General features: G+C 69.7%; 24 protein-coding genes. 11 read left to right on the plus strand and 13 right to left on the minus strand.

Features of this window, described 5'->3' with window-relative positions; genetic code table 11:
- Positions 1-5 precede the first annotated feature (5 nt).
- From purE to AB0I98_RS23240, 3 genes are all read left to right on the plus strand, one after another.
- Complete coding sequence (purE, locus tag AB0I98_RS23230; RefSeq protein WP_362944716.1) at positions 6-503, plus strand: 5-(carboxyamino)imidazole ribonucleotide mutase; 498 nt, start codon at positions 6-8, stop codon at positions 501-503.
- Positions 500-1,687, plus strand: a complete 1,188-nt coding sequence (locus AB0I98_RS23235; protein WP_362944635.1) for a dipeptidase — start codon at positions 500-502, stop codon at positions 1,685-1,687. The genes purE and AB0I98_RS23235 overlap by 4 nt, the downstream gene beginning before the upstream one ends.
- Before the next feature lie 103 nt (positions 1,688-1,790).
- Positions 1,791-2,930 carry a dipeptidase gene (locus AB0I98_RS23240; protein ID WP_362944637.1) on the plus strand — a complete coding sequence of 380 codons (1,140 nt, stop codon included), beginning with the start codon at positions 1,791-1,793 and terminating at the stop codon, positions 2,928-2,930.
- Here the strand turns inward: AB0I98_RS23240 and AB0I98_RS23245 are convergent, their stop codons facing one another.
- Positions 2,931-3,326: a VOC family protein gene (locus tag AB0I98_RS23245; RefSeq protein WP_362944639.1), complete on the minus strand. Its 396-nt coding sequence runs from the start codon at positions 3,324-3,326 to the stop codon at positions 2,931-2,933.
- 18 nt (positions 3,327-3,344) lie between these two features.
- Complete coding sequence (locus tag AB0I98_RS23250) at positions 3,345-3,704, minus strand: VOC family protein (RefSeq protein ID WP_362944641.1); 360 nt, start codon at positions 3,702-3,704, stop codon at positions 3,345-3,347.
- 98 nt (positions 3,705-3,802) lie between these two features.
- On the opposite strand from AB0I98_RS23250, the gene AB0I98_RS23255 reads away from it, so the two are divergent.
- The gene (locus tag AB0I98_RS23255; RefSeq protein WP_362944643.1) at positions 3,803-4,303 is read left to right on the plus strand and encodes a CGNR zinc finger domain-containing protein; all 501 of its coding nucleotides are present in this window, start codon (positions 3,803-3,805) and stop codon (positions 4,301-4,303) included.
- A 141-nt stretch (positions 4,304-4,444) separates the two neighbouring features.
- Here the strand turns inward: AB0I98_RS23255 and AB0I98_RS23260 are convergent, their stop codons facing one another.
- Positions 4,445-5,788 (minus strand): UDP-glucose/GDP-mannose dehydrogenase family protein, encoded by a 1,344-nt coding sequence (locus AB0I98_RS23260; protein WP_362944645.1) that lies wholly within the window; start codon positions 5,786-5,788, stop codon positions 4,445-4,447.
- A 175-nt stretch (positions 5,789-5,963) separates the two neighbouring features.
- Here AB0I98_RS23260 and AB0I98_RS23265 point away from each other — a divergent pair, with 175 nt between their 5' ends.
- Positions 5,964-7,121 carry an acyl-CoA dehydrogenase gene (locus AB0I98_RS23265; RefSeq protein ID WP_282615163.1) on the plus strand — a complete coding sequence of 386 codons (1,158 nt, stop codon included), beginning with the start codon at positions 5,964-5,966 and terminating at the stop codon, positions 7,119-7,121.
- Between the two features lie 61 nt (positions 7,122-7,182).
- On the opposite strand, the gene AB0I98_RS23270 is transcribed toward AB0I98_RS23265, so the two are convergent.
- Positions 7,183-7,827 carry a M15 family metallopeptidase gene (locus AB0I98_RS23270; RefSeq protein ID WP_362944647.1) on the minus strand — a complete coding sequence of 215 codons (645 nt, stop codon included), beginning with the start codon at positions 7,825-7,827 and terminating at the stop codon, positions 7,183-7,185.
- A gap of 75 nt (positions 7,828-7,902) precedes the next feature.
- On the opposite strand from AB0I98_RS23270, the gene AB0I98_RS23275 reads away from it, so the two are divergent.
- Both AB0I98_RS23275 and AB0I98_RS23280 read left to right on the plus strand, forming a co-directional pair.
- Complete coding sequence (locus AB0I98_RS23275; RefSeq protein ID WP_362944649.1) at positions 7,903-8,694, plus strand: SAM-dependent methyltransferase; 792 nt, start codon at positions 7,903-7,905, stop codon at positions 8,692-8,694.
- Positions 8,695-8,822: 128 nt separating this feature from the next.
- A complete protein-coding gene (locus tag AB0I98_RS23280; protein WP_362944651.1) occupies positions 8,823-9,188 on the plus strand; it encodes a four-helix bundle copper-binding protein in 366 nt (121 codons plus the stop codon).
- A gap of 72 nt (positions 9,189-9,260) precedes the next feature.
- On the opposite strand, the gene AB0I98_RS23285 is transcribed toward AB0I98_RS23280, so the two are convergent.
- On the minus strand, positions 9,261-10,538 hold the full coding sequence (locus AB0I98_RS23285) for an LCP family protein (protein WP_362944653.1): 1,278 nt from the start codon (positions 10,536-10,538) through the stop codon (positions 9,261-9,263).
- Between the two features lie 236 nt (positions 10,539-10,774).
- Positions 10,775-12,133, minus strand: coding sequence for an LCP family protein (locus AB0I98_RS23290; RefSeq protein WP_362944718.1), 1,359 nt, complete (start codon positions 12,131-12,133; stop codon positions 10,775-10,777).
- Between AB0I98_RS23290 and AB0I98_RS23295 the strand changes: the two genes are divergently transcribed.
- Positions 12,117-12,299 (plus strand): hypothetical protein, encoded by a 183-nt coding sequence (locus AB0I98_RS23295; protein ID WP_362944722.1) that lies wholly within the window; start codon positions 12,117-12,119, stop codon positions 12,297-12,299. The two genes, AB0I98_RS23290 and AB0I98_RS23295, sit on opposite strands and share 17 nt — an antisense overlap.
- Positions 12,300-12,388: 89 nt before the next feature.
- Positions 12,389-13,426: a glycosyltransferase family 2 protein gene (locus tag AB0I98_RS23300; RefSeq protein WP_362944655.1), complete on the plus strand. Its 1,038-nt coding sequence runs from the start codon at positions 12,389-12,391 to the stop codon at positions 13,424-13,426.
- A 10-nt stretch (positions 13,427-13,436) separates the two neighbouring features.
- Here the strand turns inward: AB0I98_RS23300 and AB0I98_RS23305 are convergent, their stop codons facing one another.
- The 6 genes from AB0I98_RS23305 to AB0I98_RS23330 all read right to left on the minus strand — a co-directional run bounded on the left by AB0I98_RS23305 (position 13,437) and on the right by AB0I98_RS23330 (position 22,854).
- A complete protein-coding gene (locus tag AB0I98_RS23305) occupies positions 13,437-14,951 on the minus strand; it encodes an LCP family protein (RefSeq protein WP_362944720.1) in 1,515 nt (504 codons plus the stop codon).
- 173 nt (positions 14,952-15,124) lie between these two features.
- Positions 15,125-16,855, minus strand: coding sequence for an LCP family protein (locus AB0I98_RS23310; protein WP_362944657.1), 1,731 nt, complete (start codon positions 16,853-16,855; stop codon positions 15,125-15,127).
- A 280-nt stretch (positions 16,856-17,135) separates the two neighbouring features.
- A complete protein-coding gene (locus tag AB0I98_RS23315) occupies positions 17,136-18,689 on the minus strand; it encodes an LCP family protein (protein WP_362944659.1) in 1,554 nt (517 codons plus the stop codon).
- Between the two features lie 80 nt (positions 18,690-18,769).
- Entirely contained in the window at positions 18,770-20,485 is a 1,716-nt protein-coding gene (locus AB0I98_RS23320) for an LCP family protein (protein ID WP_362944661.1), read from the minus strand.
- 228 nt (positions 20,486-20,713) lie between these two features.
- A complete protein-coding gene (locus AB0I98_RS23325; protein WP_362944663.1) occupies positions 20,714-21,955 on the minus strand; it encodes an LCP family protein in 1,242 nt (413 codons plus the stop codon).
- Between the two features lie 143 nt (positions 21,956-22,098).
- Positions 22,099-22,854, minus strand: a complete 756-nt coding sequence (locus tag AB0I98_RS23330) for a TIGR03089 family protein (RefSeq protein WP_362944665.1) — start codon at positions 22,852-22,854, stop codon at positions 22,099-22,101.
- A 138-nt stretch (positions 22,855-22,992) separates the two neighbouring features.
- Here AB0I98_RS23330 and AB0I98_RS23335 point away from each other — a divergent pair, with 138 nt between their 5' ends.
- Together AB0I98_RS23335 and AB0I98_RS23340 are read left to right on the plus strand one after the other, a co-directional pair.
- Positions 22,993-24,273 (plus strand): peptidoglycan recognition protein, encoded by a 1,281-nt coding sequence (locus tag AB0I98_RS23335; protein ID WP_362944667.1) that lies wholly within the window; start codon positions 22,993-22,995, stop codon positions 24,271-24,273.
- 185 nt (positions 24,274-24,458) lie between these two features.
- A complete protein-coding gene (locus AB0I98_RS23340; protein WP_362944669.1) occupies positions 24,459-25,541 on the plus strand; it encodes an NDP-sugar synthase in 1,083 nt (360 codons plus the stop codon).
- A gap of 204 nt (positions 25,542-25,745) precedes the next feature.
- Here the strand turns inward: AB0I98_RS23340 and AB0I98_RS23345 are convergent, their stop codons facing one another.
- The gene (locus AB0I98_RS23345) at positions 25,746-26,687 is read right to left on the minus strand and encodes a LysR family transcriptional regulator (protein WP_362944671.1); all 942 of its coding nucleotides are present in this window, start codon (positions 26,685-26,687) and stop codon (positions 25,746-25,748) included.
- Between the last annotated feature and the right edge of the window lie 38 nt (positions 26,688-26,725).

A 26,725-nucleotide genomic window follows, 5' to 3' on the forward strand; every position in this document is an offset into this window, starting at 1 on the left:
TCGTCATGGGGTCGGACTCCGACTGGCCCGTCATGGAGGCCGCCGCACAGGCCCTCGACGAGTTCGAGATCGAGTACGAGGTCGATGTCGTCTCCGCGCACCGGATGCCGCGCGAGATGGTCGCGTACGGGGAGCAGGCCGCCGAGCGCGGGTTGAAGGTGATCATCGCGGGGGCGGGTGGCGCCGCTCATCTGCCCGGCATGCTCGCCTCCGTCACCCCCCTCCCGGTCATCGGCGTCCCGGTGCCGCTGAAGTACCTGGACGGCATGGACTCGCTGCTGTCCATCGTGCAGATGCCGGCCGGTGTCCCGGTCGCGACGGTCTCCGTCGCCGGTGCGCGCAACGCCGGTCTCCTCGCGGCCCGTATCCTCGCCGCCCACGACGAGGAACTCCTCGGCAAGATGCGGGAGTTCCAGCAGGAGCTGAACGACCAGGCCACCGAGAAGGGCAGGCGCCTGCGCGGCAAGGTCGAGGGCACGAACGGCTTCGGTTTCGGGAAGTGACGGCCGTGAGCTCTCTGGACGCAGCCCGGGAACTCCTGCGCGAGTTCCCCGTCGTCGACGGGCACAACGACCTGCCCTGGGCACTGCGCGAACAGGTCCGTTACGACCTCGACGCCCGCGACATCGCCACGTCCCAGAGCGCCCATCTGCACACCGACATCCCGCGCCTGCGCGAGGGCGGCGTCGGTGCGCAGTACTGGTCGGTCTACGTCCGCGCGGACCAGCCCGAACCGGTCGCGGCGACGCTGGAACAGATCGACTGCGTACGGCAGTTGCTGGCCCGCTACCCGAAGGACCTGAGGCCCGCGACGACGGCCGCCGACATGGAGGCGGCGCGCGCGGAGGGCCGTATCGCATCGCTGATGGGCGCCGAAGGCGGCCACTCCATCGCCAACTCCCTTGCCACGCTACGGGCGTTGTCCGCGCTCGGCGTGCGCTACATGACCCTCACCCACAACGACAACGTGGACTGGGCGGACTCGGCGACGGACGAGCCCGGTGTCGGCGGGCTGTCCGCCTTCGGCCGTGCGGTGGTGCGGGAGATGAACCGCGAGGGCATGCTCGTCGACCTCTCGCACGTGGCGGCGACGACCATGCGGGACGCGATGGACGCGACCCTGGCGCCGGTCATCTTCTCCCACTCGTCCGCGCGGGCCGTCTGCGACCACCCGCGCAACATCCCGGACGACGTCCTGGAACGCCTGTCGGGCAACGGCGGCATGGCGATGGTCACCTTCGTGCCGAAGTTCGTGCTCCAGGCGGCCGTGGACTGGACGGCCGCCGCCGACGAGAACATGCGCGCGCACGGCTTCCACCACCTCGACACCACGCCCGAGGCGATGAAGGTCCACCGCGCCTTCGAGGAGCGGCACCCGCGTCCCATCGCCACCGCGTCCACGGTCGCCGACCACCTCGACCACATGCGCGAGGTCGCCGGCATCGACCACCTCGGCATCGGCGGCGACTACGACGGCACGGCCTTCACCCCCGACGGCCTCAACGACGTCTCCGGCTACCCCAACCTGATCGCGGAACTCCTCGACCGCGGCTGGTCCCGCCCCGACCTCGCCAAGCTGACCTGGCAGAACGCGGTACGAGTCCTCGGCGCCGCAGAGGACGTGTCCCGTCACCTTCAGGCGACGCGGGGGCCGTCCAACGCGACCATCGGGGAACTGGACGGCTGATCGGCCTCCGTACCCCCGAACGCCCCGTCCACCAGGAAGCCCCCTGGACGCCGTGCGACGGTGACCGTACCTCCCGGGACGATCACGACGTACGGAGACCGCCATGGCAGACCTCCAGGACGAAGTGCACACGACGGCCGACGTCGACGGGTCGGACGAGCCGTTCGCGGGCGAGGGCGAGGAGCCGGTGGGCTCCGAGGGGTCCGAGCCCTTCCTGGGCGTCTCAGACCCGGGCGCCGATCCCCTGGAGCGCGCCCATGCCATCCTCGCCGCGCATCCTGTCGCCGACGGGTACAGCGGGCTGCCGTGGGCGCTGCGGCATCTGTCCTCCTACGACCTGGAGACCGGTGAGGCCGCTGTCGACACGGACGTGCCGCGGCTGCGGGAGGGGCATGTGGGGGCGTTGTTCTGGTCGCTGCATCTGCCGGAGGGGATGGATGGCGACCGGGCGGTCGGCGCGACGCTGGAGCAGCTGGATCTGGTGCGGACGGTGGTCCGTACGCATCCCGAGGGACTGCGGCTCGCCTGTACCGCCGGGCAGGCCACCGACGTCCTCCGATGCGGACGCGTCGCCGTGCTGCTCGGGCCCGCCGGAGCCGCCGCGATCGGTGACTCGCTGGGCATCCTGCGCTCGCTGTGCGCCCTCGGCCTGCGTGTCCTCACGCTGTCCGGGGTGTCCTGGGCGAGCGAGGCCGGGCTGACCCGGTTCGGCGAGGAGGTCCTGCGGGAGATGAACCGGCTCGGCGTCCTCGCCGACCTCTCCGGCGCCTCCGAGGAGACCGTCCGCCGGGCCCTCGTGGTCTCCAAGTCCCCGGTTCTGTGCACCCGTTCGGCCGCCCACGCCCTGCGCCCGCACCCGGACAACCTCCCCGACGACCTGCTCGCCGGGCTGGGCGAGGCCAAGGGGCTGTGCATGGTGCCGCTGACCGCCAAGCAGACCGGTCCGGCCGTCCGCGACGTCGCCGACCACCTCGACCATGTGCGCGCGCTCGCGGGCCCCGACTGCGTCGGCCTCTCCGGCACCTACGACGTCGGCACCGCCCACCCACGCGAACTCGCCGACGCCTCCTGCTACCCACGCCTCATCGCCGAGCTGCTCCACCGAGGCTGGACCGAGGCCGATATCACCCTGCTGACCTGGGGAAACGTTCAGCGAGTGCTCCGCGGCGCCGACTTCACGGCCCGTGCCGCACAGCAGCGCCGCGAGCCGTCGACAGCGAAGATCGCCGAACTGGACGGGTGATCACCCCTCCGGGATCATGCACAGGCAGAACGGATGCCCCGCCGGGTCGGCGAACACCCGGAAGTCCTTCTTGCCGCCCTGGTCGTCCAGGTCGAGCGGGCGTGCGCCCAGCGCCAGCACCTTCTCCTGCGCCGCGTCGACGTCCGCCCAGCTCGGGCCCGCGTCGAAGTCCAGATGGAACTGCTGCCCGTTCCGGTCCGCCCGCGGCCACTCCGGCGGCGTGTAGCCGGGCGAGGGCTGGAAGGCCATCCGGGGACCGCCGGGCACCTGGAGTACGACCCACTCCGGGTCCTCCTCCTGCGGGGTGCCGCCCGCGATCGCGGCGTAGAAGCGGGCCAGTGCGACGGGATCGGGGCAGTCGAGGACGACGTTACGGATGCGGGCCACAGGTGCCATGACGTACTCCTCCTCGGTTCAGCAGGCGCACAGACAGAACGGGTGCCCCGCCGGATCCGCGTACACACGCCAGCCCCGCGAACGGTCCTCGACGTCCAGCGGCTGCGCGCCGAGCGCCAGCACCCCCTGCTCGGCGGCGTCCAGGTCGGCGACGGTCAGGTCCAGGTGGAACTGCTGCGAGTGGTCGGGTGAGGGCCACTTCGGCGGTACGTATCCGTGGGCGGCCTGGAAGGAGAGCGACTGGCCGCCGGGCACGGCCAGGTCCACCCAGTCACCGTCGCCCTCCACGGTGCCGCCCAGCACCTCGGCGTAGAAACCGGCCAGTGCGCGCGGGTCGGGACAGTCCAGAACGACGACGCCCAGTTTGGCGAGAGCCATGACTTCCTCCTGACGGGAGTTCGGGAGTTACCCGTATATGCCGCTCTACCGGTAACGCAGTTACTCCATGCTCCCCCATAGGGGGTAACGTCGCAACCATGAATGACAGAACGGCCGCACCCGGCGGGCTCGCCCTCGTGGAGGCCCTGGTCAACACCGTCGACCTGGAATCGGGCATCGACGGCCTGGAGACCGCCGAGGTGCGGGACCGGTTCGGCATCACGGAACGGGACCTGACGGACGTACGAGAGCTGCGCGAGTCCCTGCGTGCCGCCTGCCTCGCACACGCCGGGCACCCGCCGCACCGCGAGGTGACACCGCTGGGCGAGCTGCTGGCGCGTGCGCCGCTGTACGTCGCCGTGGACGAGCACGACGGCTCCGCGACCCTCGCACCCGCCGACGACGGCCCGCTGCTCTCCCGTGTCGCGGCGGCCGTGGCCCAGGCGCTGACGGAAGGCACCTGGCTGCGCCTCAAGGCCTGTGAACTGCCCGAATGTCATTGGGCGTACTACGACCGCAGCCCGGGCGGCCGTCGTCGCTGGTGCTCGATGCAGGTGTGCGGGGCGCGTGTGAAGATGCGGCGGTATCGCGCGAAGTAGCACGCCGCGCATCGCCCTGGCCCAGAGAACATGCCGGGACCGCAAGGCGAGGCGTGGCCGAGGTGTGGAGAATGGGGGTGGACGCCGCTCCGGCCGACTGAGCCTCGGCCGGACCGGCGTCCACCCTCGGAGGCGCCTTGATCAGGCGGTCGGACGCCCCATCGCGCGGTACGACCATCCGGCCCGCCGCCACAGCTCCGGGTCGAGGGCGTTGCGTCCGTCGAGCAGGACGCGGGCCGTGGCGACCTCGCCGAGCGCGGCCGGGTCCAGCTCGCGGAACTCGCGCCACTCGGTGAGATGGAGTACGACATCGGCGCCCCGGACGGCCTCGACGGCGGAGTCGGCATAGCCGAGCGTCGGGAAGAGCCTGCGGGCGTTCGCCATGCCCTTCGGGTCGTACACCGTGACCTGGCCGCCCTGGAGGTGGATCTGCCCGGCGACGTTCAGCGCGGGCGAGTCACGGACGTCGTCCGAGTCGGGCTTGAAGCTGGCGCCGAGCACGGCGACCCGCTTGCCGAGGAAGGAGCCGCCGCCGAGCGCCTCCCGCGTCATCTCGACCATCTGGCCGCGGCGCCGCATGTTGATGGAGTCGATCTCCCGCAGGAAGGTCAGCGCCTGGTCGGCCCCCAGCTCACCGGCGCGTGCCATGAAGGCCCGGATGTCCTTCGGCAGACAGCCGCCGCCGAACCCGATCCCGGCTCGCAGGAACTTCTTGCCGATCCGGTCGTCGTGCCCGATCGCCTCGGCGAGCTTGGCGACGTCGCCGCCCGCGGCCTCACACACCTCGGCCATCGCGTTGATGAACGAGATCTTGGTCGCCAGGAAGGAGTTCGCGGAGGTCTTCACCAGCTCGGCGGTCGGGAAGTCGGTGACGACGAAGGGCGTGCCCTCGGCGATCGGCGTGGCGTACACCTCGCGCAGCAGCTTCTCCGCCCGCTCGCTGCGTACGCCGGCGACGAGCCGGTCGGGGTGCAGTGTGTCCTGGACGGCGAAGCCCTCGCGCAGGAACTCGGGGTTCCAGGCCAGCTCGGCATCCGCGCCGGCCGGCGCGTGTGTGGCGAGGTAGGCGGCGAGGCGCTCGGCGGAGCCGACGGGGACGGTGGACTTGCCGACGACGAGGGCGGGCCCGGTGAGATGCGGGGCGAGCAGCTCGAAGGCGCTGTCGACGTGACTCATGTCGGCCGCGTACTCGCCATGGCGCTGCGGGGTGTTCACACACACGAAGTGGACGTCGCCGAACGCGGCCACCTCGGCCCAGTCCATCGTGAAGCGCAGCCGGCCGGAGGACCCTTCTATGCCCGCGACATGCTTGCGCAGCAGCTCCTCGAGGCCCGGCTCGAACATCGGGACCTGGCCCCGCTGGAGCATCTCGACCTTCTCGGGCACCACGTCGAGGCCCAGCACCTCGAACCCGAGCTCCGCCATGGCCGCGGCATGTGTGGCGCCGAGATAGCCGGTGCCGATCACGGTGATCTTGAGGGCCATGGGGTGCTCCAGGAGTCTTCGTCGGCAGTGCGGGGCCGAGCATAGTCGGAGGGTCTGACGGGCAACTTTCCCGCTGTCGCCAAGCTCACGTACCCCTGCCGTGGGCCTGCCCCTAAAATTTGAGTTACTTAACGGTAATTAGCGCCAGCATCACAGCTTTGGAGCGTGAGAGACCTTGGCCGGATCGGCTGACTTCGACCTGTACCGCCCGTCCGAGGAGCACGACATGCTCCGTGACGCCATCCGCTCGCTGGCCGAGGCGAAGATCGCGCCGTACGCCGCAGCGGTGGACGAGGAGGCCCGTTTCCCGCAGGAGGCGCTGGAGGCGCTGGTCGCCAATGACCTGCACGCCGTTCACGTACCGGAGTCGTACGGCGGCGCGGGCGCCGACGCCCTCGCCACGGTGATCGTGATCGAGGAGGTGGCGCGTGTCTGCGCGTCCTCCTCCCTCATCCCCGCGGTGAACAAGCTGGGCTCGCTTCCGGTGATCCTCTCCGGCTCCGAGGACCTGAAGAAGAAGTACATGACGCCGCTCGCCAAGGGCGACGGAATGTTCTCGTACTGCCTCTCCGAGCCGGACGCGGGCTCCGACGCGGCCGGCATGAAGACCAAGGCGGTCCGCGACGGCGACCACTACGTGCTGAACGGCGTGAAGCGCTGGATCACCAACGCGGGCGTGTCCGAGTACTACACGGTCATGGCGGTGACCGACCCGACGAAGCGCTCCAAGGGCATCTCGGCCTTCGTCGTCGAGAAGTCCGACGAGGGCGTCTCCTTCGGCGCCCCCGAGAAGAAGCTCGGCATCAAGGGCTCCCCGACCCGTGAGGTCTACCTGGACAACGTTCGCATCCCCGCGGACCGCATGATCGGCGAGGAGGGCACCGGCTTCGCCACGGCGATGAAGACCCTCGACCACACCCGCATCACCATCGCCGCCCAGGCCCTCGGCATCGCCCAGGGCGCCCTCGACTACGCCAAGGGCTACGTCCAGGAGCGCAAGCAGTTCGGCAAGGCGATCGCCGAGTTCCAGGGCATCCAGTTCATGCTGGCGGACATGGCCATGAAGATCGAGGCCGCCCGTCAGCTCACGTACGCCGCCGCCGCCAAGTCCGAGCGCGGCGACCGCGACCTCACCTTCCAGGGCGCGGCGGCCAAGTGCTTCGCCTCGGACGTGGCCATGGAGGTCACGACGGACGCGGTCCAGCTGCTGGGTGGCTATGGCTACACGCGTGACTACCCGGTGGAGCGGATGATGCGCGATGCGAAGATCACGCAGATCTATGAGGGCACGAACCAGGTCCAGCGCATCGTGATGGCCAGGAACCTTCCCTGACAGGGCTCTTGAACGCCACGCGCACAGCCCCCGGCAGCGGCACGCCGGGGGCTGTCGTATGTCAGCGAGGACCGTAGAGCGCTGCCGGCTCCCCGCTCGCCAACGCCCAGTACCGGTCCCCGAAGGACCAATGCCACCACTCCGTGGGGTAGTTCACCAGCCCCGCGGCCGTGAGCACGGCACCCAGCGTCTCCCGGTTCGCCCTGGCCTCCTCGCTGATGTTGGCGGCGGCGGTGTAACAGGCGCCCTCGCTGTCCTCGGGACTCGCGTTCAGGCGGGTGCCCAAGTCCAGTTCGCGGCCGGAGAGTTCGGCCAGGGTGAGGTCGACGGCGGCGCCGGCGCTGTGAGGGGCGATCTCGGGTGGGGAGACGTAGCGGCTTGCCGCCGAGTGGATCCGGTCGGCGGGCCAGTCGGCGTGGGCGGCGCGGAGTTCGGCGGCGTACTCCTCGAAGTACGTCCGCTGGAGGGAGGGCGGCCGGTAGCCCTCTACGAAGAGCAGGCGCAGGCCCTGCGGGAGCAGCGACTGGGCCTCGATGAGCCGTTGCAGGACGCCTTCCCGCAGGTGGGCGAAGGCGTCGGTCGGGTCCTGTTTGCGAGTGTCCACCAGCAGGGAGCCTTCGCGGCGGACGTCGACGAGGGGTTCGCCGCACTCCGCTACGGGTATGGCGGCGACCCTCGGGTCCGACATCAGGACGATCTCGTTCATGACGCGATCATCTCCAATCGCACCAAACCTCGGGAGGCGCCCCCATGGGTGCGTTTTCGGCCTTAACTTGGTCGCATGATTGGCTCCTCTCGATTCCGCACCGATGTGTCGCACTCGGCGCGGATCTGGAACTACTGGCTCGGCGGCATGGGCCACTACCCGGTGGACGCCGAGGTCGGCGACCGGATCCTTTCGCTCGTGCCGGCGCTGCCCCGGTCGGCCGTCGCGGACCGGCGGTTTCTGGCGCGTGCGGTGCGGTTTCTCGCCGCGGAGGCGGGCATCCGGCAGTTCCTGGACATCGGGACCGGGCTGCCCACCACCGACAACACCCATGAGATCGCCCAGCGGGTGGACCCGTCCTGCCGGATCGTCTGTGTGGACAACGACCCGCTCGTCTTCGCCCACGCCCACGCACTGCTGAACAGCACGCCGGAGGGGGCCGCCGTCTTCATCGAGGGCGATGTGCACGACCCCGAGGCGATCCTGCGGGACGCCGCCGAGACGCTGGATTTCAGCCGTCCCGTCGCGATCACCATGCTGGGCATCCTGAATTTCGTGATGCGCACCGACGAGGCCGTCTCCGTCGTGCGCCGGCTGCTGGACGCCGTACCCTCCGGCAGCTACCTGGTCGTCTCCCACCCCACCACCGAGGTCGACGGCGAGGCGATGACCAAGGCGGTGGACTACTGGAACGGGGAGGGGACGGCACCGATGACGCTCCGCAGCCGCGCCGAACTCGTCCGGTTCTTCGAGGACGTCGAGATCCTGGAGCCCGGCATCGTCACCTGCTCCCGCTGGCGCCCGGACGCCGCGGACGGCGAGAGTGCCGACGTCACCCACTTCGGCGGCGTGGGCAGGAAGCCGTAATCGGCGCGCTTGGCGGAATGCTCACGTCCGTCCCGTGGCGGACTGGCGGGTAGGGGCGTACCACGGAAGGGCGAGGGGGCCAACCCTGCGCGGGTCCACCCGGACCCCGCCCACCCCGAGGAGGAACCATGCAGCAGCAGTCCACCACCATGACCGCGATGAGCAAGCAGATGCAGGACTGCGTCGAGGCGTGCATGACGTGCCACAGCGTGTGCGAGGAGACCATGAGCTCCTGCATGCAGATGGGCGGCCAGGCTCAGATGCAGATCATGCGCGCGCTCATGGACTGCGCCGAGACGACCCGTATGTGCGCGGACATGATGATGCGCCGCTCGCCGATGTCGGCCGAGATGTGCGCGATGTGCGCCAAGGCCTGCGACATGTGCGCCGAGGCGTGTATGTCCATGCCGGACGACGCCCAGATGATGCGCTGCGCGGAGGCGTGTCGCCGCTGTGCCGAGACCTGCCGCACGATGGCCGGCGCCACGATGTGACGCTTGCCCGAACGCGCTCAAGGGCACCCCGAGGGGTGCCCTTGATGCTGCCGGCCCTGCTCGCCGTGCCCGTCAGTTGCCCGAGACGGTGACCTTCTCGTCGTTCTTCAGCTGGCTGACCAGCGTCTTGACCTTGGCCTCGTCCCAGACGAGGTTGCCGCCGGAGGAGCCGGAGATCGGCATGTTCATGGACTTGCCCTCACCGCCGCCGGTGACGCCCTTCATCGCCCAGAACATGTCGGCCAGGTCGAACAGGCTCATGTCCTTGTCGACGACGAGGGTGTCGAGGCCCGCGCCCATCGTCGGGTAGAGCTTGAAGGGGTTGAGGATCGTGCTCGGCGTCGCGGTCTGGTTGGCCAGGGCCGCGAGGAACTTCTGCTGGTTCTTCGTACGGTCCAGGTCGCTGCCCGCGAGCGCGTACCGGGTGCGGACGAAGGCCAGGGCCTGCTCGCCGTTCAGGGTCTGCGGGCCCGCCTCGAAGTTCGCGCCGGACTTGGTGTCCTTCATCCCGCCCTTGGGGATCTCGATCTCCACGCCGCCCACCGAGTCCACGATGTTCGCGAAGCCCGCGAAGCCGATCTCGACGTAGTGGTCGATGTGCAGGCCCGTGTTGAACTCCACGGTCCGTACGAGCAGTTCGGGACCGTCCTCCGCGTAGGCCGCGTTCAGCTTCACGTGCCGGCCCGTGCCCTGGAACGTCTTGCCGGACTCGGAGCCGACGAAGGTCGGGATCTCCACGTCCGAGTCACGCGGCAGGGAGATCAGCGTCGGGCCGTTGTCGCCGGTGTGCAGGATCATCATCGAGTCCGTGCGCTTGCCCTCGGCGGACCCGGTGCGCAGCTTTTTCTTCTCCTCGTCCGACAAGCCCTCACGGCTGTCGGAGCCGACGATCAGATAGTTCGTGCCCGCGCCCGCCTCGGGCCGGTCGATCACCTTCGACAGGTCGACATCGCGGTTGAGCTTCGAGTCGGCCCAGAAGTACGTGCCTATGGACACCACGATCAGCAGTGTCACCAGCGTGATCGCCGTCCACTTGATGCGCCGGCCCCAGTTCGGCCGGGGCCGCGGATCGTACGGGTCGTCAGGGCCGCCCGGCCCCCCGCCGCCGGGGGTGCCGTAGACCTGGCCTGTGTTGTAGCCGTTGTCGTACGGGTCGTCGTAGCCGCCGTTGACGTACGACTGCTGCTGCGGGACCCCGCCGCCGTACGCGCTCTGCCCGGGCGGTGCCGCCGCCGGGCCGCGGCGGACCTGCCGCATCACGCGCGCGCCCTCGGGCTGTGCGCTCGCGCTGCCGCGTCCGTACCGGCCGCCGCGGTTGTCGTCGGACCATGCCTCGGGCCAATCGTTCATGGGCCCCAGTGTGCAGGGCACGGCCGTGTCCCTTACAAGGTTCGTCGGAAAATAAGGGCGCGGCTGTTGCCAATCTGACACAAAGTCCGCGCATGTCGACTCGGCATAAGGTGGAGGCCATGACAGACCAGGCCAGCGTCACGCAATCCGACACCGCGGCCATACCGGACAGGCCCTCGTCCATGGCGCCGCGGGAGCGGCGCGCGGCCGAGGACTTCGAGGACTGAGCCCGGCTCTCAGCCGCACTTCACCTCGTCCCCCCGTACCACCCCGGACTCCGTCTGCTCCGGATCCTCCGCCCGCACCTTCCGCACGTCCCGGAAGTCCGGCCCGACGATCACCTTCAGCATCGGGCCCTGCCCCTTGACCGCCCGCAGCTCGCTCCCCGGCAGCGCGGCGGCCAGCGTCTTCGCGGAGCGGTCCCAGTGGGGGTCGAAGATGACGACCGTCCGCTTCACGGCTTCCCGCGCCGTCACCGGTTGCCGGGTGGTCAGGAACCCGGTCGCCGCCAGCTGCTTGTCCGCGCGCGTGCCGAGCCCCGCGGTGGGCGAGCCGTTCTCCACCTGGACGCGGATCTGCTGCGGGGCCACCTCGACGCTGACGGCCGTGCTCTTCGGGCGCTGCAGGGCCAGTGGCTTGTCCTGGCGCAGGGCCCGGAAGATCCGGTCCGCCTTGACGGGGTCCCACTTCAGCGTGGAACCGACGTCCTTGACGGCGTATCCCATCTGGCCGATCGGCACGGTCGTGAACTCGGACGAGGAGGGGGAGAAGTTCCGCATCGCCCGCCCGAGGTCCAGCAGCTCGTCCGTGCCGAAGCCCTTGTCGGCCCGCACGGACCCGAGCACCGCCCGCGTCACGTCCCGGAACTTGATCGGGTTCAGCAGCACCCCGGACGACGTGGCCTGGTCGATCAGCGCGGCCATGAACTGCTGCTGCCGCTTCATCCGGCCGAGGTCGGAGGCCCCGTCGACATGCCGGGAGCGGACGAACTGCAGCGCCTCACCGCCCCTCAGCTGATGCGCGCCGGCCGGCAGGTCGAGTCCGGTGTACGTGTCCTTCATGGGCTCGGCGAGGCAGATCTTCACGCCGCCGACGACGTCCACGGTCTTCATGAAGCTGGTGAAGTCGACCTCCAGATAGTGGTCGATCTTCACATGCGTCATGTGCTCCACGGTCCGCACGGTCAGCTGCGGCCCGCCCTCCGCGTACGCCGCGTTGATCTTGAGGGGATGGCCATGGTGTCGCTTGCCGGTGGTCTGGTCGACATGCGGGGGAGTCTCGGCGTACGAGTCGCGCGGCAGGCTCACCACGCTCGCCCGCTCCCGGTCCTCCGAGATGTGCACGATCATGATCGTGTCGGTGCAGTGGCAGGGCTCGCCGCCCAGCCGGTACTCGCGCCGCTCCGCCTCGCCGATCTTGTCGCGGCTGTCGGTGCCGACCAGCAGCACATTCATGCCGTCACCGGCCTGCGGACGGTTCTTCATGTCCTTGAAGGGGTCGACCCGGGCGATGTCGGAGTCGAGGCTGGTGATCACCGAGTGCCCGATGCCGGCCGAGGCGAGGATCACCACGGACAGCGTGGTCACCACCCGCATGGCCCAGCGCGGCTTGTTCCGCCGTACGGGCGGCCGCGGCGCACGGGACGTCGGCTGCTGGGGGCGGCGCGGCGTCTGGGCTCTGGACCGAGGCGGCGTGGGCGGCGTGGGCAAGGAAGGACACCTCCGCGAGGGCCGTACGGTGGGCTGCGTGTGGGATTTGTGAGCACCGTAGGCCCATACGATCTGTGGCCCGGGGCACCGCCACCGGCGGGGCGCATCGCTGTCCCCCATTCGCGGTAACGTGAGCCTCCTATGAACGCCAAGCCCGACGTGCAGCTCCCCGCCGTGTCCGTGATCATGCCCGTCCTCAACGAGGAGCGGCATCTGCGCGGAGCCGTCCAAGCGATCCTCGCCCAGGAGTACGCCGGCGAGATGGAGGTCGTGATCGCCCTCGGTCCGTCCACGGACCGCACGGACGAGATCGCAGCCGCGCTGGTCGCCGAGGACCCTCGTGTGCACACCGTCCCCAACCCGACCGGCCGTACGCCCGCCGCGCTGAACGCCGCGATCAAGGCGTCCCGCCATCCGATCGTCGTCCGCGTCGACGGGCACGGCATGCTCTCGCCGAACTACATCGCCACGGCCGTACGGCTCCTGGAGGAGACCGGCGCGCAGAACGTCGGCGGCATCATGCACGCCGAGGGTGAGAACGACTGGGAGCACGCGGTCGCCGCCGCGATGACGTCGAAGATCGGCGTGGGCAACGCGGCCTTCCACACGGGCGGTGAGGCGCAGCAGGCCGAGACCGTGTACCTCGGGGTCTTCCGGCGCGAGGCGCTGGAGCAACAGGGCGGCTACAACGAGGAGTTCATCCGCGCCCAGGACTGGGAGCTCAACTTCCGGATCCGCGAGGCGGGCGGGCTGATCTGGTTCTCGCCCGAGCTGAAGGTGTCGTACCGGCCGCGCCCGAGCATGCGCGAACTCGCCAAGCAGTACCGGAACTACGGCCGTTGGCGGCACGTCGTCGCGCGCTACCACGAAGGCTCCATCAACCTGCGCTACCTCGCCCCGCCGACCGCGGTGTGCGCCATCGCGGCGGGCCTGGTCGTGGGCGCGCTGGTGACGCCGTGGGGCTTCGTGGTCCCCGGCGGCTATCTCGCGGCGATCGTCCTCGGCTCCGTCCCCGCGGGCAAGGGACTGCCGCTGAAGGCACGGCTGCAGATCCCCGTCGCGCTCGCCACCATGCACATGTCGTGGGGCTGGGGCTTCCTGACCAGCCCCCGGTCGCTGGCCCGCAAGGTGATCGCGAGCCGGCGTCCCGCGGTGCGCGTGGACGCCGACGCGCGCTGAGCGGCGCTCTTCACCAGGTGTACGCCGGGTTCACCTGCATACACGCCTCGTCGTCCGCCCCGTTGAGGGCCTCCGCCGAGTCCGGGGTGGTGTCGTCGGTCTTCGGCGCCTTGTAGGTCGTACCCTCGCGCCAGTCCGCGCCCACGACGAGCGTGACACCGGAGACGTCGGTCGACTGCTTGACCGAACTCGCCGGAATTCCCAGGGACTTGGCGACGGCGCGGGCGTCGCCCTCCAGGTCGGCGCTGGGGTAGCGGACGAGTGTCGTGGCCTCGCTGCCGGCGCCGGCCGGGTCGGCGATCGCCTCGTCGAAGCCCTTGCCGACAAGCAGGTTGACGACGTCGCTCGCGCGTCCGTTCTGCGGGGCGAGGGTGTCGGACCCGGTGCCGTTCTGGACCAGGACCGCGATCTCGGAGTCGGGGGCGGCGGGGTCGTCGGCCGCCTTCTCAGCGGCTTTCCCGGGCTTCTTCCCGTCCTTGCCGTCCAGCGCGATGTCCTCGCGCACCAGCCGGAAGAGCTGCTCGGCGTCCTCCGTGGGCTCCACGCGGGCGCCCACGTACCGGTTCGGCATGGTGGTCATGGTGATGCGCTTCGGCTCGACCTTCCGCAGCTCGTTGCTGAGGTCGTAGAGCGCCTTGACGGTGCCCAGGCCCGGGTCGACGGTAAGGGCCGCGGTGGCGCGCTCGGCGAGGCGGCGCAGCTTGTTCGGGTTGCTCAGGGTGGCGTTCTCCCGCAGCACGCGGACCATCGAGTTCATGTACATGTGCTGGGCCTTGGCGCGGGCGAGGTCGCTGCCGTCCTCGAAGCCGTAGCGGGTGCGCAGCCACTGCAGGGCCTGCTCGCCCTGCACCGGGTGTGTGCCCTTCTCCAGCTTCAGTCCTGAGCCGTGGCCCTGGCTGTCCTTGGAGTAGATGTTGGCGTCCACGCAGACCGGGACGCCGCCTATGGCGTCCGCCATCGACACCACGCCCGCGAAGTCCACCATCATGAAGTGGTCGATGTGGATGCCGGTGAGCTCCTGCCAGGTGGCCACCGTGCAGCCGGGACCGCCGTGGCCGAGGCTCTGGTTGGTCATCACCCGGCCGTCGCTCGCCTCGTACACCTCACCGTCGTCAGGGTCGGTGCACTTGGGGATCTGGACGAGGGTGTCGCGCGGCATGCTGACGACCGACATGTTGGTGCGGTCGGCGGACAGGTGCACCAGCATCTGCACATCGGCCAGCGGGGTCGCGCCGAAGGTCTCCCGGGCGCCGCCGAGCTTCTGGTTCTCCTCGGTGTCCCGTGCGTCGGAGCCGATGAGCAGGATGTTCAGCGGGGTCTGGCCCGCGGAGTTCGGCGTCGGCTCGGCGACCTTGCTGTCGCCCAGGTTGAGCTCGTCCTGCTTGATGTTGCCGTTCAGGTGGCGGTAGTAGAGGTATCCGGCGCCGGATACGCCGAGTATGAGGACCGCCAGGGTCATCGCCGACCAGCGGAGCACGCGCCGTCCCTGCCCCGGCCGGCGTGTGCCGTGCCGGCCGCGGCCCACCGCGTCGTCCCGCTCGCCGGCCCCCTCGGCGACCGGTACGGCCTCCCGCACACCGTTCTGCGTCAACTCGCCCGTCCTCCCCACCCCTTGCGCCTGCGCCCACCGGCGCCACACAGAGGCCCGCCGTCTGTCCGGAAGACATACGACGGGCCCCTGAGGTTGCCCCTAAGGCCTCAACTGGCGCACTGGACCTTGTCGGCGGTGGACTTGTCCACGTCCGGCGTCGCTGCCGAGGCGGAGTTGAGCTTGACGCCCGCGCCCTTGAAGTCCTTGCCGAGGATCAGTGTCATCGTCGGCAGACCCTGGGCGTTGTCCACGCTCTGGCCCGGCTTCATCGCCGAACCGGACAGGCCCATGATCTCGGCGAGCCGACGCGCCTGGTCCGCCTGGTCGGGAGCGTACTCCAGGGTGGTTTTCGCCTGCGTTGCCTCGGCGTTGCCCGCGTTTTCCGACTTGGTAACGCCCGCCTCGGTCTGCAGGTAGGCCAGCTCCGCCTGCGCACTGCCGGCGGCGGCCCCGCCGTTGAGGATCCGCACCCGCACCTCGGAGGCGTCGGCCTTGGTGCCCTTCAGCCGGGCGGCGACCTCGGCCTTCTCCTTCTTCTCCTGCGCCTTGACCTCGGTGAACGAGATGTCGTTGGTGATCATGTCGAAGACCTGGGGCGCCTTCGTCTCGTCGACGACGACCGTCGCCTTGACCACCTCGGTGGGGTTGTCCTTCACCGGGACCGTGGTGAAGGTGATGTTCTTCGTCGGCACCTTCTTCAGCTCCAGGGCGATGTCCTTGAGCGTGTTGACGTTGCCGATCGGCTCGTCCACGGTCAGCGCCTTGGTGGCGGCCTCGGCCAGCTTCAGCAGCTTGGCGGGGTTGGTGAGGGTGTTGCCGGAGGACATCTTGCGCATCAGCGAGCCCAGGAACTGCTGCTGCACCTTGATCCGGTCCAGGTCGCCGCTGTTGCCGAAGCTCTTGCGGGTACGGAGGAAGGCGAGAGCCTGCTCGCCCTCGACCTTCGACTCGCCGGCGGGCAGCACCAGCTTCGACTGTTTGTCGTTGACCGCGTCCTCCACACAGACCTCGACGCCGTCCACGGCCGTGGTCAGTGTCTTCACCGCGTTGAAGTCGGCCATCATGAAGTGGTTCGGCTGGATGCCGGTGGCCGCCTTCACGGTGCGCATGGTGCAGCCCGCGTCCCGGCCGCTCTCGCCGAGGCTCGCGTTGAAGCGGACGCCTTGCGATCCCGGAATCACCGTCTCGGTGCCGTCCTCCTGCGTCGTCGGACAGTCCGGGATGTCGACGATCAGGTCACGGGGGATGCTCAGCGCGGTCGCGTTCGAGCGGTCCTTGGAGACGTGCAGCAGGATCGTGGTGTCGGCGTGCCCGACGTTGCCGGAGTCGCCGTAGCTCTCGTTGCCCTCACCGGTCCGCTTGTCGGTGCCGATGATGAGGATGTTGAAGGCCTCGTCCTTGCTGAAGTTGCTGGCGCCCGCGTCACCGACGTCCGTCGTGGCGACGTTGCCTTCCAGGTGCTTGAGGTAGAGGTATCCGGCACCGGCGGCGGCGACCAGGACGAACGCCATGGTGCCGCCGGTCCACAGCACGGCCTTCTTCGCCTTCGACTGCTGCTGCTTCGCCGGCCGGCGCCCACGCCGCCCGGGCAGCGGCTCCTCGGGCGGGACCCCGCGGCGCCCCCGCTGCGGCGGGATGTCGCGGCCGGGGGCCTTGGGGGACGTACGGCTTCCGGGAGCACCCGTGCCTGTCTCGGCCGCTGGTCTGCGGGGCCGGGGAACCGACGACTGCGGAGCGGAAGGGCTCAGTCGCAGCTCGTATTCACCGGTGTTCGGATTGAGTACCCACTGGTCTGCGGGATCGATGTCGTCCCCCCGCCCACGGCCTTGCGCGTCCACGGTTGTCCGAAACCTCCGTCAGGGCCACGCGGCGCTCTCCCCCCGGAAAGCGCACGGGTGTTGGTCAACACAGTGCTCGACCCCCAGGACAGATTTCGTGGCCGGGGATCACTGAATCGCTCACACTATCCGCCCAGTTGGGCATCGAGCGGTGCAGTGACAAACTCCACGACCCTACAACCGGTCATTCCACCCCATTTCCCTGAAAGCGAGTTCCCTGTCCTGGTGTGCGAGTCCCCCCTGAGCCTTCAGTACGTACGAAGAGCGCGTCGCGTTCGAATCACCAGCGGTAGGGCGCGTACACGTCCATGCACTGCTTGGTGTCCGAGCCGTTGATTTCGTCGGAGTTGCCCGGCAGATCCCCGGCCTTGGGCGCCGACTGCTTCGGGTACGCGGTGCCCGTGCGCCAGTCGCCGCCCACGACGAGCGTGACACCGGAGACGTCGGTCGACTTCTTCACCGAACTCATGGGAATTCCCAGGGACTTGGCGACAGCCTGGGCGTCGCCCCGCAACTCGGCGCTCGGGTAGCGCACGACCGTCCGGTCCTCGGAGAGTGTCGCCGAGGTGTCCGCCGTGGCCTTGGTGAAGCCCTTGGACACCAGGGCCTGGGCGACCGCGCCGGCGCGACCGGAGACCGGGGCGGCGGTGGCGGACTGCGTGGCGTTCTGCACCAGGACGCCGACCGCGGCCTTGTCCACGGCGGGGGCGGTCTCCTCGTTGCTCGCAGGCTTCTTCTCCTGTGCCTTGGCGCCCTTGTCGTCGAAGGGCACGTCGTCGCGGAGCATCGACCAGATCTTCTCGGCGGCGTCGCCGTCCGGCACCAGGTGGTCGCTGTTCTGGGTGTCCGGGACCGTGGGCAGGGTCGTCATGGTGATGCGGTCGGTGGGCACCGTCTTGAGCTGCGTGCCCAGGTCGTAGAGCTGCTTGACGGTGCCGATCTCCTGGGAGACCTTCAGGGACTTCGTGGCCGCCTCGGCCAGGTCCATCAGCCGGCCGGTGTCGCTGAAGACGTTCTGCTGCTTGAGGGTGCGGAGCATCGAGTTCAGGTACATGTGCTGGGCCCGCGCCCGCAGCGGGTCGCTGCCCCAGGCGTGCCGGGTGCGCAGCCACTGGAGCGCCTGCTTGCCCTCGACCTTCTTGCGGCCGGCCGTCAGCTTCAGACCGGAGCCGCCGGGCACATTCGGCAGCGGCCGGTCCCACACGTTCTGCTTCACGCACACCTCGACGCCGCCGATGGCGTCCGCCATGCTCACCACGCCCGCGAAGTCGATGGTCATCCAGTGGTCGATGTAGACCCCGGTGAGGTTCTGCCAGGTGGCCAGCGTGCAGCCGGCTCCGCCACGGGCCAGCGACTCGTTGATGATCGTGTTGGTGGGCGGAAACGTCTTGCCGGTGTCGGGGTCCTCGCACTGGGGGATGTCGACCCGGGTGTCCCGGGGAATGCTCACCACGGCCGCGCTTTTGCGGTCCGCGGACAGGTGGATGAGCATCTGCACATCGCCGAGGGGCGGATTGCCGCGGTTGTCCCGGCTGCCGCCCAGCGCCACGTTCGCGTCGGAGTTACGGCTGTCGGAGCCGATCAGCAGGATGTTCAGCGGGGTCTGCCCGGCGGCGTTCGGCGCGGCCTTGCCCACCTTGGAGTCGCCGCTGGCGCGCTCGCCCTTCACGATGTTGTCGTTCAGGTGCTGGTAGTAGAGGTATCCGGCGCCGGCCGTCCCGAGTATCAGAACCGACAGCGTCGTCGCGGACCATCTCAGCACCCGGTGCTTGCGCTTGGGCCGCCGGCGGTGTCCGAGTGGCGTCCCCTCCTCCTGCTCAACGCTGAGCGTCATCCGCTGTCTCCCACCCTCGCGCCAGTGAAACGGGCCTGCTCTGCGTCCTGTGAGACGTAAAGCAGGCCCGTCAGGTCACCTCATTTGGCGCATTCGACCTTGTCGGCCGTGGATTTCTGCACGCCCTCCGGCGTCGACCCCGAGGAGGAGTTGAGTTTCACCCCGGCTCCCTTGAAGTCCTTGCCGAGGGTGAGGGTCATCGTGGGCAGGCCCTGGGCGTTCTCCACGCTCTCGCCCGGCTTCAGCGCGGAACCGGACAGCCCCATGATGTCGGCGAGCCTGCGGGCCTGGTCGGCCTGGTCGGGGGCGTACTCGAGCGTCGTCTTCGCCAGGTCGGCGTCGGCGTTCCCGGCGTTCTCCGACTTCAGTACGCCCGCCTCGTTCTGCAGATACTCCAGCTCCGCCTGCGCGCTGCCGGCCTCGGCGCCGCCGTTGAGGATCCGCACCCGCACCTCGGAGGCATCGGCTTTGGTGCCCTTCAACCGGGCGGCGACGGCGGCGGCTTCCTTCTTCTTCTGCGCCTTGACCTCGGTGAACGACACATCGTTCTTGATCATGTCGAAGACCTCGGGCGCCGTCGTGTCGTTGACGACGACCGTCGCCTTCACCTTCTCGGCCGGGTTGTCGATCACCGGCACCGTGGTGAAGGTCAGGTTCTTGGTGTTGAGCTTGCCCAGCTCCAGACCGAGGTCCTTCAGCTTGCCGATGCTGTTCAGCTGGGAGTCGACGGTCAGCGCCTTGGTGCCCGCCTCGGCCAGCTTGATCATCTTCGACGGGTTGGTGAGTGTGTCGTTGGACTTCAGCTTGCGCATCAGCGAGCTGAGGAACTGCTGCTGCAGCCCGATCCGGCTCAGGTCACCGCCGAAGCCCACCGAGTGCCGGGTGCGGACGAAGGCGAGCGCCTCCTCGCCCTCGATCGTGTGCGTGCCCTTCGACAGCTGCAGCTTCGAGTCCGGGTCGTCGATGTCCTTGGCCAGACACACCTCGACGCCGCCGACCGCGGAGGTCAGCGTCTTCACCGCGTTGAAGTCGGCGACCATGAAGTTGTCGGGCGTGATCCCGGTCAGCTCGGTGACGGTCCGCGAAGTGCAGCTGGGCGTACGGCCGTCCTGGCCGAGGCTCGTGTTGAAGCGGACGCCGTCGGTGCCCGGGATCGTCTTCTGGGTGCCGTCCTCCTGCGTCGTCGGGCAGTCCGGGACGTCGACGATCAGGTCACGCGGGATGCTCAGCGCGGTCGCGTTCGTCCGGTCCTTGGAGACGTGCAGCAGGATCGTGGTGTCGGCGTGCCCGACGCTGCCGGAGTCGCCGTAACTCTCGTTGCCCGCCCCGGTGCGCTTGTCGGTGCCGATCAGCAGGATGTTGATCGCCTTGTCCTTGCTGAAGCCGCCGGTGCTCGCGCCGTCGTCGGAGACGGAGGTGATGTTGTCGTTGAGGTGCTCGATGTAGAGATATCCGGCACCCGCGGCGGCCAGCACCACGAACGCCATGGTGCCACCGGTCCACAGCAGGACCTTCTTCGCCTTCTTCTGCTTCGCCGGCCGCCGTCCGCGCCGACCGGGCAGCGGCTCCTCGGGCGGCACCCCACGGCGCCTGCGCTGCGGCGGAACAGCGGGGGTCGTCGTACGGCTTCGGGGCTGGCCAGTTCCGGCGCCGGAGGCCGGTCGGCGGGGACGGGGGACCGTCGATTGCGGTGCGGAAGGAGTCAGTCGCAGTTCGTATTCGCCAGTGTTCGGATTGAGTACCCACTGGTCCGCGGGATCGATGTCGTCCCGCCGCCCTCGTCCTTGCGCGTCCACGGTTGTCCGAATCCTCCGTCGGGGCGCGGCGCCTTCTCCCCCATCGGCGCTCGGGTCTCGTACAAGCAGTGCGCCGACCGGGACTGCAAACCCCAGGTCGAGCGCACCGAAGCGCTCACCCTAACCGCACGGATCGGCGTGGAGCGACGCCGGTGACCCATTCCACGCCCCTACAACTGGGCAATCCGCCCATTTCTTTGAAAGCTGTTGGCCTGCTTTGCGTTCGCTTTATTCGCAGGTGTCCTCGTCGGCGGTGGTCCCGCTGAACGTGGGCGCGGGCGAATCGGCGGCGACGGGCTCATCGGGCCGCCGCGCGGCGGACTTTCCGTCGTCCGGCCCATACAAGGAGTAATCGTCGTACGTGCCGTCGCGGCCTTTTGCGGTGGAATCCCGCGGAACTTCCGCGGCGACCGCGACCGGCGCGTCCGTGCGCAGCCGCTCGAACAGTTTCTCCGCCTCGGGCTCCACCAACTGGTCGCGATTGGCGTTGTAGACATACGACTCCCGCGGAACGGTCAGGAATTGCACACGTTCGGTGGGGATGTCGCGTACTCCGCGCGCGAGATCGTACAAACTACGCAGACTTGCCAGTCCCGGGTCGGTGGTGAGCGACGACGTCGCGGCGTCCAGCACGGGATACAGCTTCACCGGATTCAGCAGGACGTCATTGCTGCGCACCTTGCTCACCAGCGCGCCGAGAAAGCGCTGTTGACGGTCCATGCGGTCGGTGTCGCTGCCGTCGCCGAGGGTCTTGCGGGCGCGGACGTACCCGAGCGCCTGCTCGCCGTTGAGCGTCACCTTGCCGGCGGGCAGCCGCAGCTTGGCGTCCTTGTCGCGGATGGGTTCCTTCAGACAGATCTCCACACCGTCGACCGCGTCGACCATTTCCGTGAACCCATTGAAGTCGACGACCATGTGATGGTTGATCCGAATACCCGTGAGTTTCTCGACGGTTCGGATGGTGCAGGCCGAACCACCGGTCTGGAAGGCGTGGTTGAACATCGCGAACATCGGCTCGGTCCGGCTGCCGTCCCGCCGCAGACAGGCGGGCACGTCGACCATCAGATCGCGGGGGAGCGAGACGGCGGTGGCGCTGCGCCGCCCGGCGGACAGATGCAGCAGGATGGTCGTGTCGGACCGCTCGGTCCCGGAGTCCTGCCCGTACCGCCGGTTCCCCTCTCCGGCGCGGGTGTCGGACCCGATGAGCAGCAGATTCATCGCGCCCTTCACCAGGGCGGTGGGCCGCTCCTTCTCGTACCGCGCGAGCTCGGCCGCGGCCGCCTCGTCCGGCGTGATGTTCGCGTCGAGCTTCACATAGACGGCCCATACGCCCCCGCCGGCGGCCAGCGTCAACACCCCGAGCCCGAGGGCGGTACCGCGTATCCAGCGCCGCCGGCGCCGCCGTATCAGCCCACTCCCGGTGGCCGACGCCCCCACTGCGGTGTCGCTCACGTCTGTTCCACCCCTCATGGCGTACGAACGCGTACGAACGTGTCGTGCGGCTGCTGTTACGACCATGACCCGGGCGGGGGCCGGGGGGTGGGTGATGCTGGGCCGAATGGGGGACAGGGGGCCTGGGGTGGGCGGTTCCTGTCCCCTGCGGTGGCGGCCCGCTACCTCGCCGTCGCCGTGACCCGCTCGCTCTCGATCCGCTTGGCCAGCGCTTCCTCGCCCAGCTCGCCCAGATGGCGGCAGAGCACCACGGAGCCGCCGGTGGCCAGCGGCCCGTACAGCCCGGCGTTGAGCCCCTCCCAGGTGTCGTACGGCAGCCCGGACAGGATCCGCGACGTCGGCCCCGTCAGTCCCAGCCCCGTCGCCTCGTCCCGGGCCCGCTCGACGACCTCGGCCCCGCTGAACTCCCGCCCGGCCACGATCAACGCGGGCTCCTCCGGGTCGACCGGTGCGAACGGCACGAACCGGTCGCCCTGCCCCGGCACCTCGACGGCGTAGTCGACAAAACCCTCCGGCGGCAGCGGGAAGCGACCGCCGAGCGGCCGCAGCGCCAGTGCGACCCGCGCTCCGGAACACGCCCGCGCCGCGTCCAGCGAGTCCGGCCCGCTGACGACCACGTCGGCCGGCGCCGGATCGCCGCCCGCGTCCGCGATCGCGCCCACCGACGAACACGCCAGCAGCCACACCGCCGTCTGCCAGTGCACGGGCAGCAGCAGGGCGACCCGGTCCCCGGGCTCCACGGACAGCTCGCCCTGCAGCAGATTCGCGGTCTTGGCCACCCAATTGGCGAAGGTGGCCACGGACAATTCGACGCGTTCCCCGGTGGCGTCGTCGTAGAAGGTGACCAGGGGACGTCCGGGATCCGCGGCGAGCGCGGAACGCAGCAGGTCGGCAGGGGTGCGATCGGTGGCGTTCACCCGCGCAAGCGTAATGGCGCACGCGGGTGCCCAGCCAACGCCCGTTCACGCCGCCGCCACCGGTTCGGCCCAGGGCGTCCAACGGTCCGTCAATTCCCCAATGGACAAATATGAATGCATATGTCCAACATCAGGAGCATGCGTGGACTCATTGCTTCCTCGATCGGCGTCACCTGCGCCGCCGCCCTCGCCCTCCCGCTGACCCCGCCCGCAGTCGCGGCGGCCGCGCGACCGGCACCCGGCGCGGAGGCGGCCACGACCGTCGCCCGGGCCACCGAGCCGGGCGTCCCCGGCAGCACCCAGTCCCTGCCCCTCGTCTCCCTCGACGGCGACCGCACCGTCGGTCCCACCGCCGAACAGGGCCTGCCCCGCCGGGACGTACGGCCCTTCTCCCTCGTCGGCGTCGTCTGGGACAACCCGGACACCGAACTCCACGGCCGCGTCCAGGTCCGCACCCGAGACGCCGCCACCGGCACCTGGTCCGACTGGCAGGACGTCGAGACGCACAACCACGAGCACGCCCCCGACCCGGACACCGACGAGGCAGCCTCGGGCCGCGTCCACGGGGCCACGGCCCCGCTGTGGGTGGGGGATTCCGACGGCGTGGAGGTACGGGTCAGCGCGGAGCCGGAGGCAACGGGGGGTGACACGGCGGACCGTCCGGGCGGGGCGCTGCCTCCGGACATGCGTCTGGAACTGGTGGATCCGGGAGTGGATCCAGGAGGCGAGGGCGGTGGTGTGCGGGAGACCGACCGCCACGCCGACCAGCAACTGATGGGCCAGCAACTGATGGGCCAGCAACGGGCGAGGCCCTACATCGGCCCACGTCCGCGCATCATCACGCGGCGAGGCTGGGGCGCGAACGAGAAGCTGCGGGAGAAGAAGGTCGGCTACACGAAGAAGGTGAAGGTGGCCTTCGTGCACCACACCGGGACCGGCAACAGGTACTGGTGCAAGCAGGCCCCCTCCGTCATTCGCGGTATCTACCGCTACCACGTCAAGAGCATGGGCTGGCGCGATGTCGGCTACAACTTCCTCGTCGACAGGTGCGGAAACATCTACGAGGGCCGGGCCGGGGGCGTGGCGAAGCCCGTGCTTGGCGCGCACACCCTCGGGTTCAACACCAACAGCATGGGGATCGCCGTCCTCGGCACCTTCGAGTCCAAGAAGCCGTCCGGGAACGCGGTGAAGGCGATCTCCCGGCTCACGGCCTGGAAGCTCGGCCTGTACGGCGCGAATCCGCGCGGCAAGACATATCTGAAGTCGGGCGGTGGGAATCTCTACCGGAAGGGAAAGAAGGTTCGACTGAACGTGATCTCCGGCCACCGGGACGGCTTCGACACGGCATGCCCGGGACGGCAGCTCTACCGCAAGCTCGGCTCGGCCCGCGCCACGGCGGCCCGCTACCAGGGCCGGTGAACCGCAGAGCCGGGCAGCTGAACCACAGGGCTTCGCCGGACGGCTGAACCAAAGCGCAGGAATGAAACGTCTGTGAACAGGGGACGGAACGCCGCACGGCCGGCGAAGGCGTGCCGGACAGGTCTGCATACACTGGCCGGCCGAACGACAGATCGGCCGGCCTCGGCAGGAAGCAGAGACGACAGGTGACAGAAGCGATCCTCCTGGTCGGCGGCAAGGGCACCCGGCTGCGTCCGCTCACCGTGCACACGCCCAAGCCCATGGTCCGCGCGGCCGGCGTGCCCTTCCTCACGCACCAGCTGGCGAGAGCGAGAGCGGCGGGCGTCGACCACATAGTGCTGGCGACGTCCTACCTGGCCGAGGTCTTCGAGCCGCACTTCGGTGACGGCTCGTCCCTCGGCCTTCATCTGGAGTACGTCACCGAGGAGGAACCGCTCGGCACGGGTGGCGCGATCCGCAACGTGGCGAGCCGCCTGCACTCCGCCCCCGACGACCCGGTCCTGGTCTTCAACGGCGACATCCTGACGGGCCTGGACATCAGGGCGCTGGTGGAGACCCACGACACGACGGGCGCGGACGTCTCCCTGCACCTCACGAAGGTGACGGACCCCCGGGCCTACGGCCTGGTCCCCACGGACGACACGGGCCGGGTCCTGGCCTTCCTGGAGAAGCCCCAAACCCCGGAAGAGATCGTCACCGACCAGATCAACGCGGGGGCATACGTCTTCCGCCGCTCACTGATCGACACGATCCCGCAGGGCCGCCCGGTCTCGGTAGAACGCGAAACGTTCCCGGACCTGCTCTCGGCGGGAGCCCACCTCCAAGGCATGGTGGACTCAACATACTGGCTGGACCTGGGCACGCCCGCGGCGTTCGTACGAGGCTCAGCGGACCTGGTCCTGGGCCGCGCCCCGTCCCCCGCGATCCCCGGCCGCTGCGGCGACCGCCTGATCCTGCCGACAGCGAGGGTCGCCCCGGACGCGAAACTCACGGGCGGCACGGTGGTCGGAGAGGGCGCATACGTCGCCGAAGGCGCCCGAGTCTCAGGCACGACCATCCTCCCCGGCGCCGTCATCGAACCCGGCGCCGTCATCACCGACTCCCTCATCGGCACCCGCGCCCGCATAGGCGAACGCTCCATCCTCACCGGCACCGTCATCGGCGACGGCGCCATCATCGGCCCCGACAACGAACTCACCGACGGCGCCCGAATCTGGTGCGACGCGAGAATCCCTGCGGGCGCGGTCCGCTTCTCCTCGGACCAGTAAAGAAGCTGTGCCTGGCCTCTTCCTGCTGGTCACAGCGGTGTGTAGCGGGTAGGTCGCGTGTTTGCCGACCGGATCGGCAGCGATGGACAGTGTTCTCCGCTCCGGCCGAGCCGATCCGACCCGGCGCGACATCGTGGCCAAGCCGGCACCGCCGTGCAGACCTTCACTCACCTGGCTCTCCAAGTCTCGGTGCCGGTCCTGTCGTCACGGCGGCGACGAGGAGGGAGCGGGTGTGTCGGTGTCGAGGGCTGCTGCGCGGAGGGCGGCTGCCACGCGGGTGACGGACTCTGTGGGCGGGTGGGGGAGACGGGCCAGGAGCAGTCGGCGCTGTTCTTGGGGTCCGCCGCGGACGGGGAGGATGCGTACGCCCGGTGGTGCGGCCCGGGCGAGGGCGGCGGGCACGGTGGTCAGTCCGAAGCCGGCCGCGACGAGGTGGAGCTTGGTCAGCCAGTCACGTGCGGTGTGGGCGATTTCGGGCCGCTCGTCCAGGCCTGGCCATACGCCCATCAACCGGTCCTCGCCCGAGGTGGAGCCTGCGATCCAGCGCTGTCCGCGCAGGTCGGCCACGTCGACGAAGTCGCCGCGGGCCAGCACGTGGGCGGCAGGCACCGCGAGGCGAAGGGCCCGTTCGGTGAGGGTTTGCAGGGCGAGCGGGGGCGTCTGGGTGTCCGGCGGCCGGAACGGCGGTGCGGACGCGAGCAGGGCCAGGTCGAGGCTGCCGGCCCGCAGGGCGCGGATCAACGCGGGGGTGCTGCCCTCCCGGCCGACGACGTGCAGGGTGGGGTCCGTGCGGTGGAGCGCGGTCAGGGCCCGGGGGAGCAGGACGGCTCCGGCGCTGGGGAACCATCCCAGGCGGACCGTCCCGGCTTGCCCGGGCAGGCCGGACAACTCGCGGGCGGTGGCTTCGATTTCGTCGAGCACGGTCGTCGCGTGGCGCATGACGAGGCGGCCGGCTGCGGTGAGTCGTACTCCCTCGCGCCGACGTTCCAGCAGCTCGGCACCTGCAGCCCGCTCGATCGCGGCGATCTGCCGGGACACCGCCGACTGGGTGTAGCCCAGCGAGGCGGCGGCCGCGGTGAAGGTTCCCTGCTCGGTCACGGCGCGGAAGACCCGCAGGGCGGTGAGCGACACGTCCGTGAAGTCCATGACGTTTACGCATACCAGATGTGCCAAAACCTCGTTGG

Origin of the sequence: Streptomyces sp. NPDC050211 (genome assembly GCF_040656035.1) — a bacterium.
In the GTDB taxonomy this organism is placed as follows: domain Bacteria; phylum Actinomycetota; class Actinomycetes; order Streptomycetales; family Streptomycetaceae; genus Streptomyces.

Bases quoted from the DNA above. Each gene is read 5' to 3' on its own strand.
- purE (WP_362944716.1), top strand. From the start codon at position 6: ATGGGGTCGGACTCCGACTGGCCCGTCATGGAGGCCGCCGCACAGGCC.
- AB0I98_RS23240 (WP_362944637.1), top strand. From the start codon at position 1,791: ATGGCAGACCTCCAGGACGAAGTGCACACGACGGCCGACGTCGACGGG.
- AB0I98_RS23245 (WP_362944639.1), bottom strand. From the start codon at position 3,326: ATGGCACCTGTGGCCCGCATCCGTAACGTCGTCCTCGACTGCCCCGAT.
- AB0I98_RS23250 (WP_362944641.1), bottom strand. From the start codon at position 3,704: ATGGCTCTCGCCAAACTGGGCGTCGTCGTTCTGGACTGTCCCGACCCG.
- AB0I98_RS23255 (WP_362944643.1), top strand. From the start codon at position 3,803: ATGAATGACAGAACGGCCGCACCCGGCGGGCTCGCCCTCGTGGAGGCC.
- AB0I98_RS23260 (WP_362944645.1), bottom strand. From the start codon at position 5,788: ATGGCCCTCAAGATCACCGTGATCGGCACCGGCTATCTCGGCGCCACA.
- AB0I98_RS23270 (WP_362944647.1), bottom strand. From the start codon at position 7,827: ATGAACGAGATCGTCCTGATGTCGGACCCGAGGGTCGCCGCCATACCC.
- AB0I98_RS23275 (WP_362944649.1), top strand. From the start codon at position 7,903: ATGATTGGCTCCTCTCGATTCCGCACCGATGTGTCGCACTCGGCGCGG.
- AB0I98_RS23280 (WP_362944651.1), top strand. From the start codon at position 8,823: ATGCAGCAGCAGTCCACCACCATGACCGCGATGAGCAAGCAGATGCAG.
- AB0I98_RS23285 (WP_362944653.1), bottom strand. From the start codon at position 10,538: ATGAACGATTGGCCCGAGGCATGGTCCGACGACAACCGCGGCGGCCGG.
- AB0I98_RS23290 (WP_362944718.1), bottom strand. From the start codon at position 12,133: ATGCGGGTGGTGACCACGCTGTCCGTGGTGATCCTCGCCTCGGCCGGC.
- AB0I98_RS23300 (WP_362944655.1), top strand. From the start codon at position 12,389: ATGAACGCCAAGCCCGACGTGCAGCTCCCCGCCGTGTCCGTGATCATG.
- AB0I98_RS23315 (WP_362944659.1), bottom strand. From the start codon at position 18,689: ATGACGCTCAGCGTTGAGCAGGAGGAGGGGACGCCACTCGGACACCGC.
- AB0I98_RS23325 (WP_362944663.1), bottom strand. From the start codon at position 21,955: ATGAGGGGTGGAACAGACGTGAGCGACACCGCAGTGGGGGCGTCGGCC.
- AB0I98_RS23335 (WP_362944667.1), top strand. From the start codon at position 22,993: ATGCGTGGACTCATTGCTTCCTCGATCGGCGTCACCTGCGCCGCCGCC.
- AB0I98_RS23345 (WP_362944671.1), bottom strand. From the start codon at position 26,687: ATGGACTTCACGGACGTGTCGCTCACCGCCCTGCGGGTCTTCCGCGCC.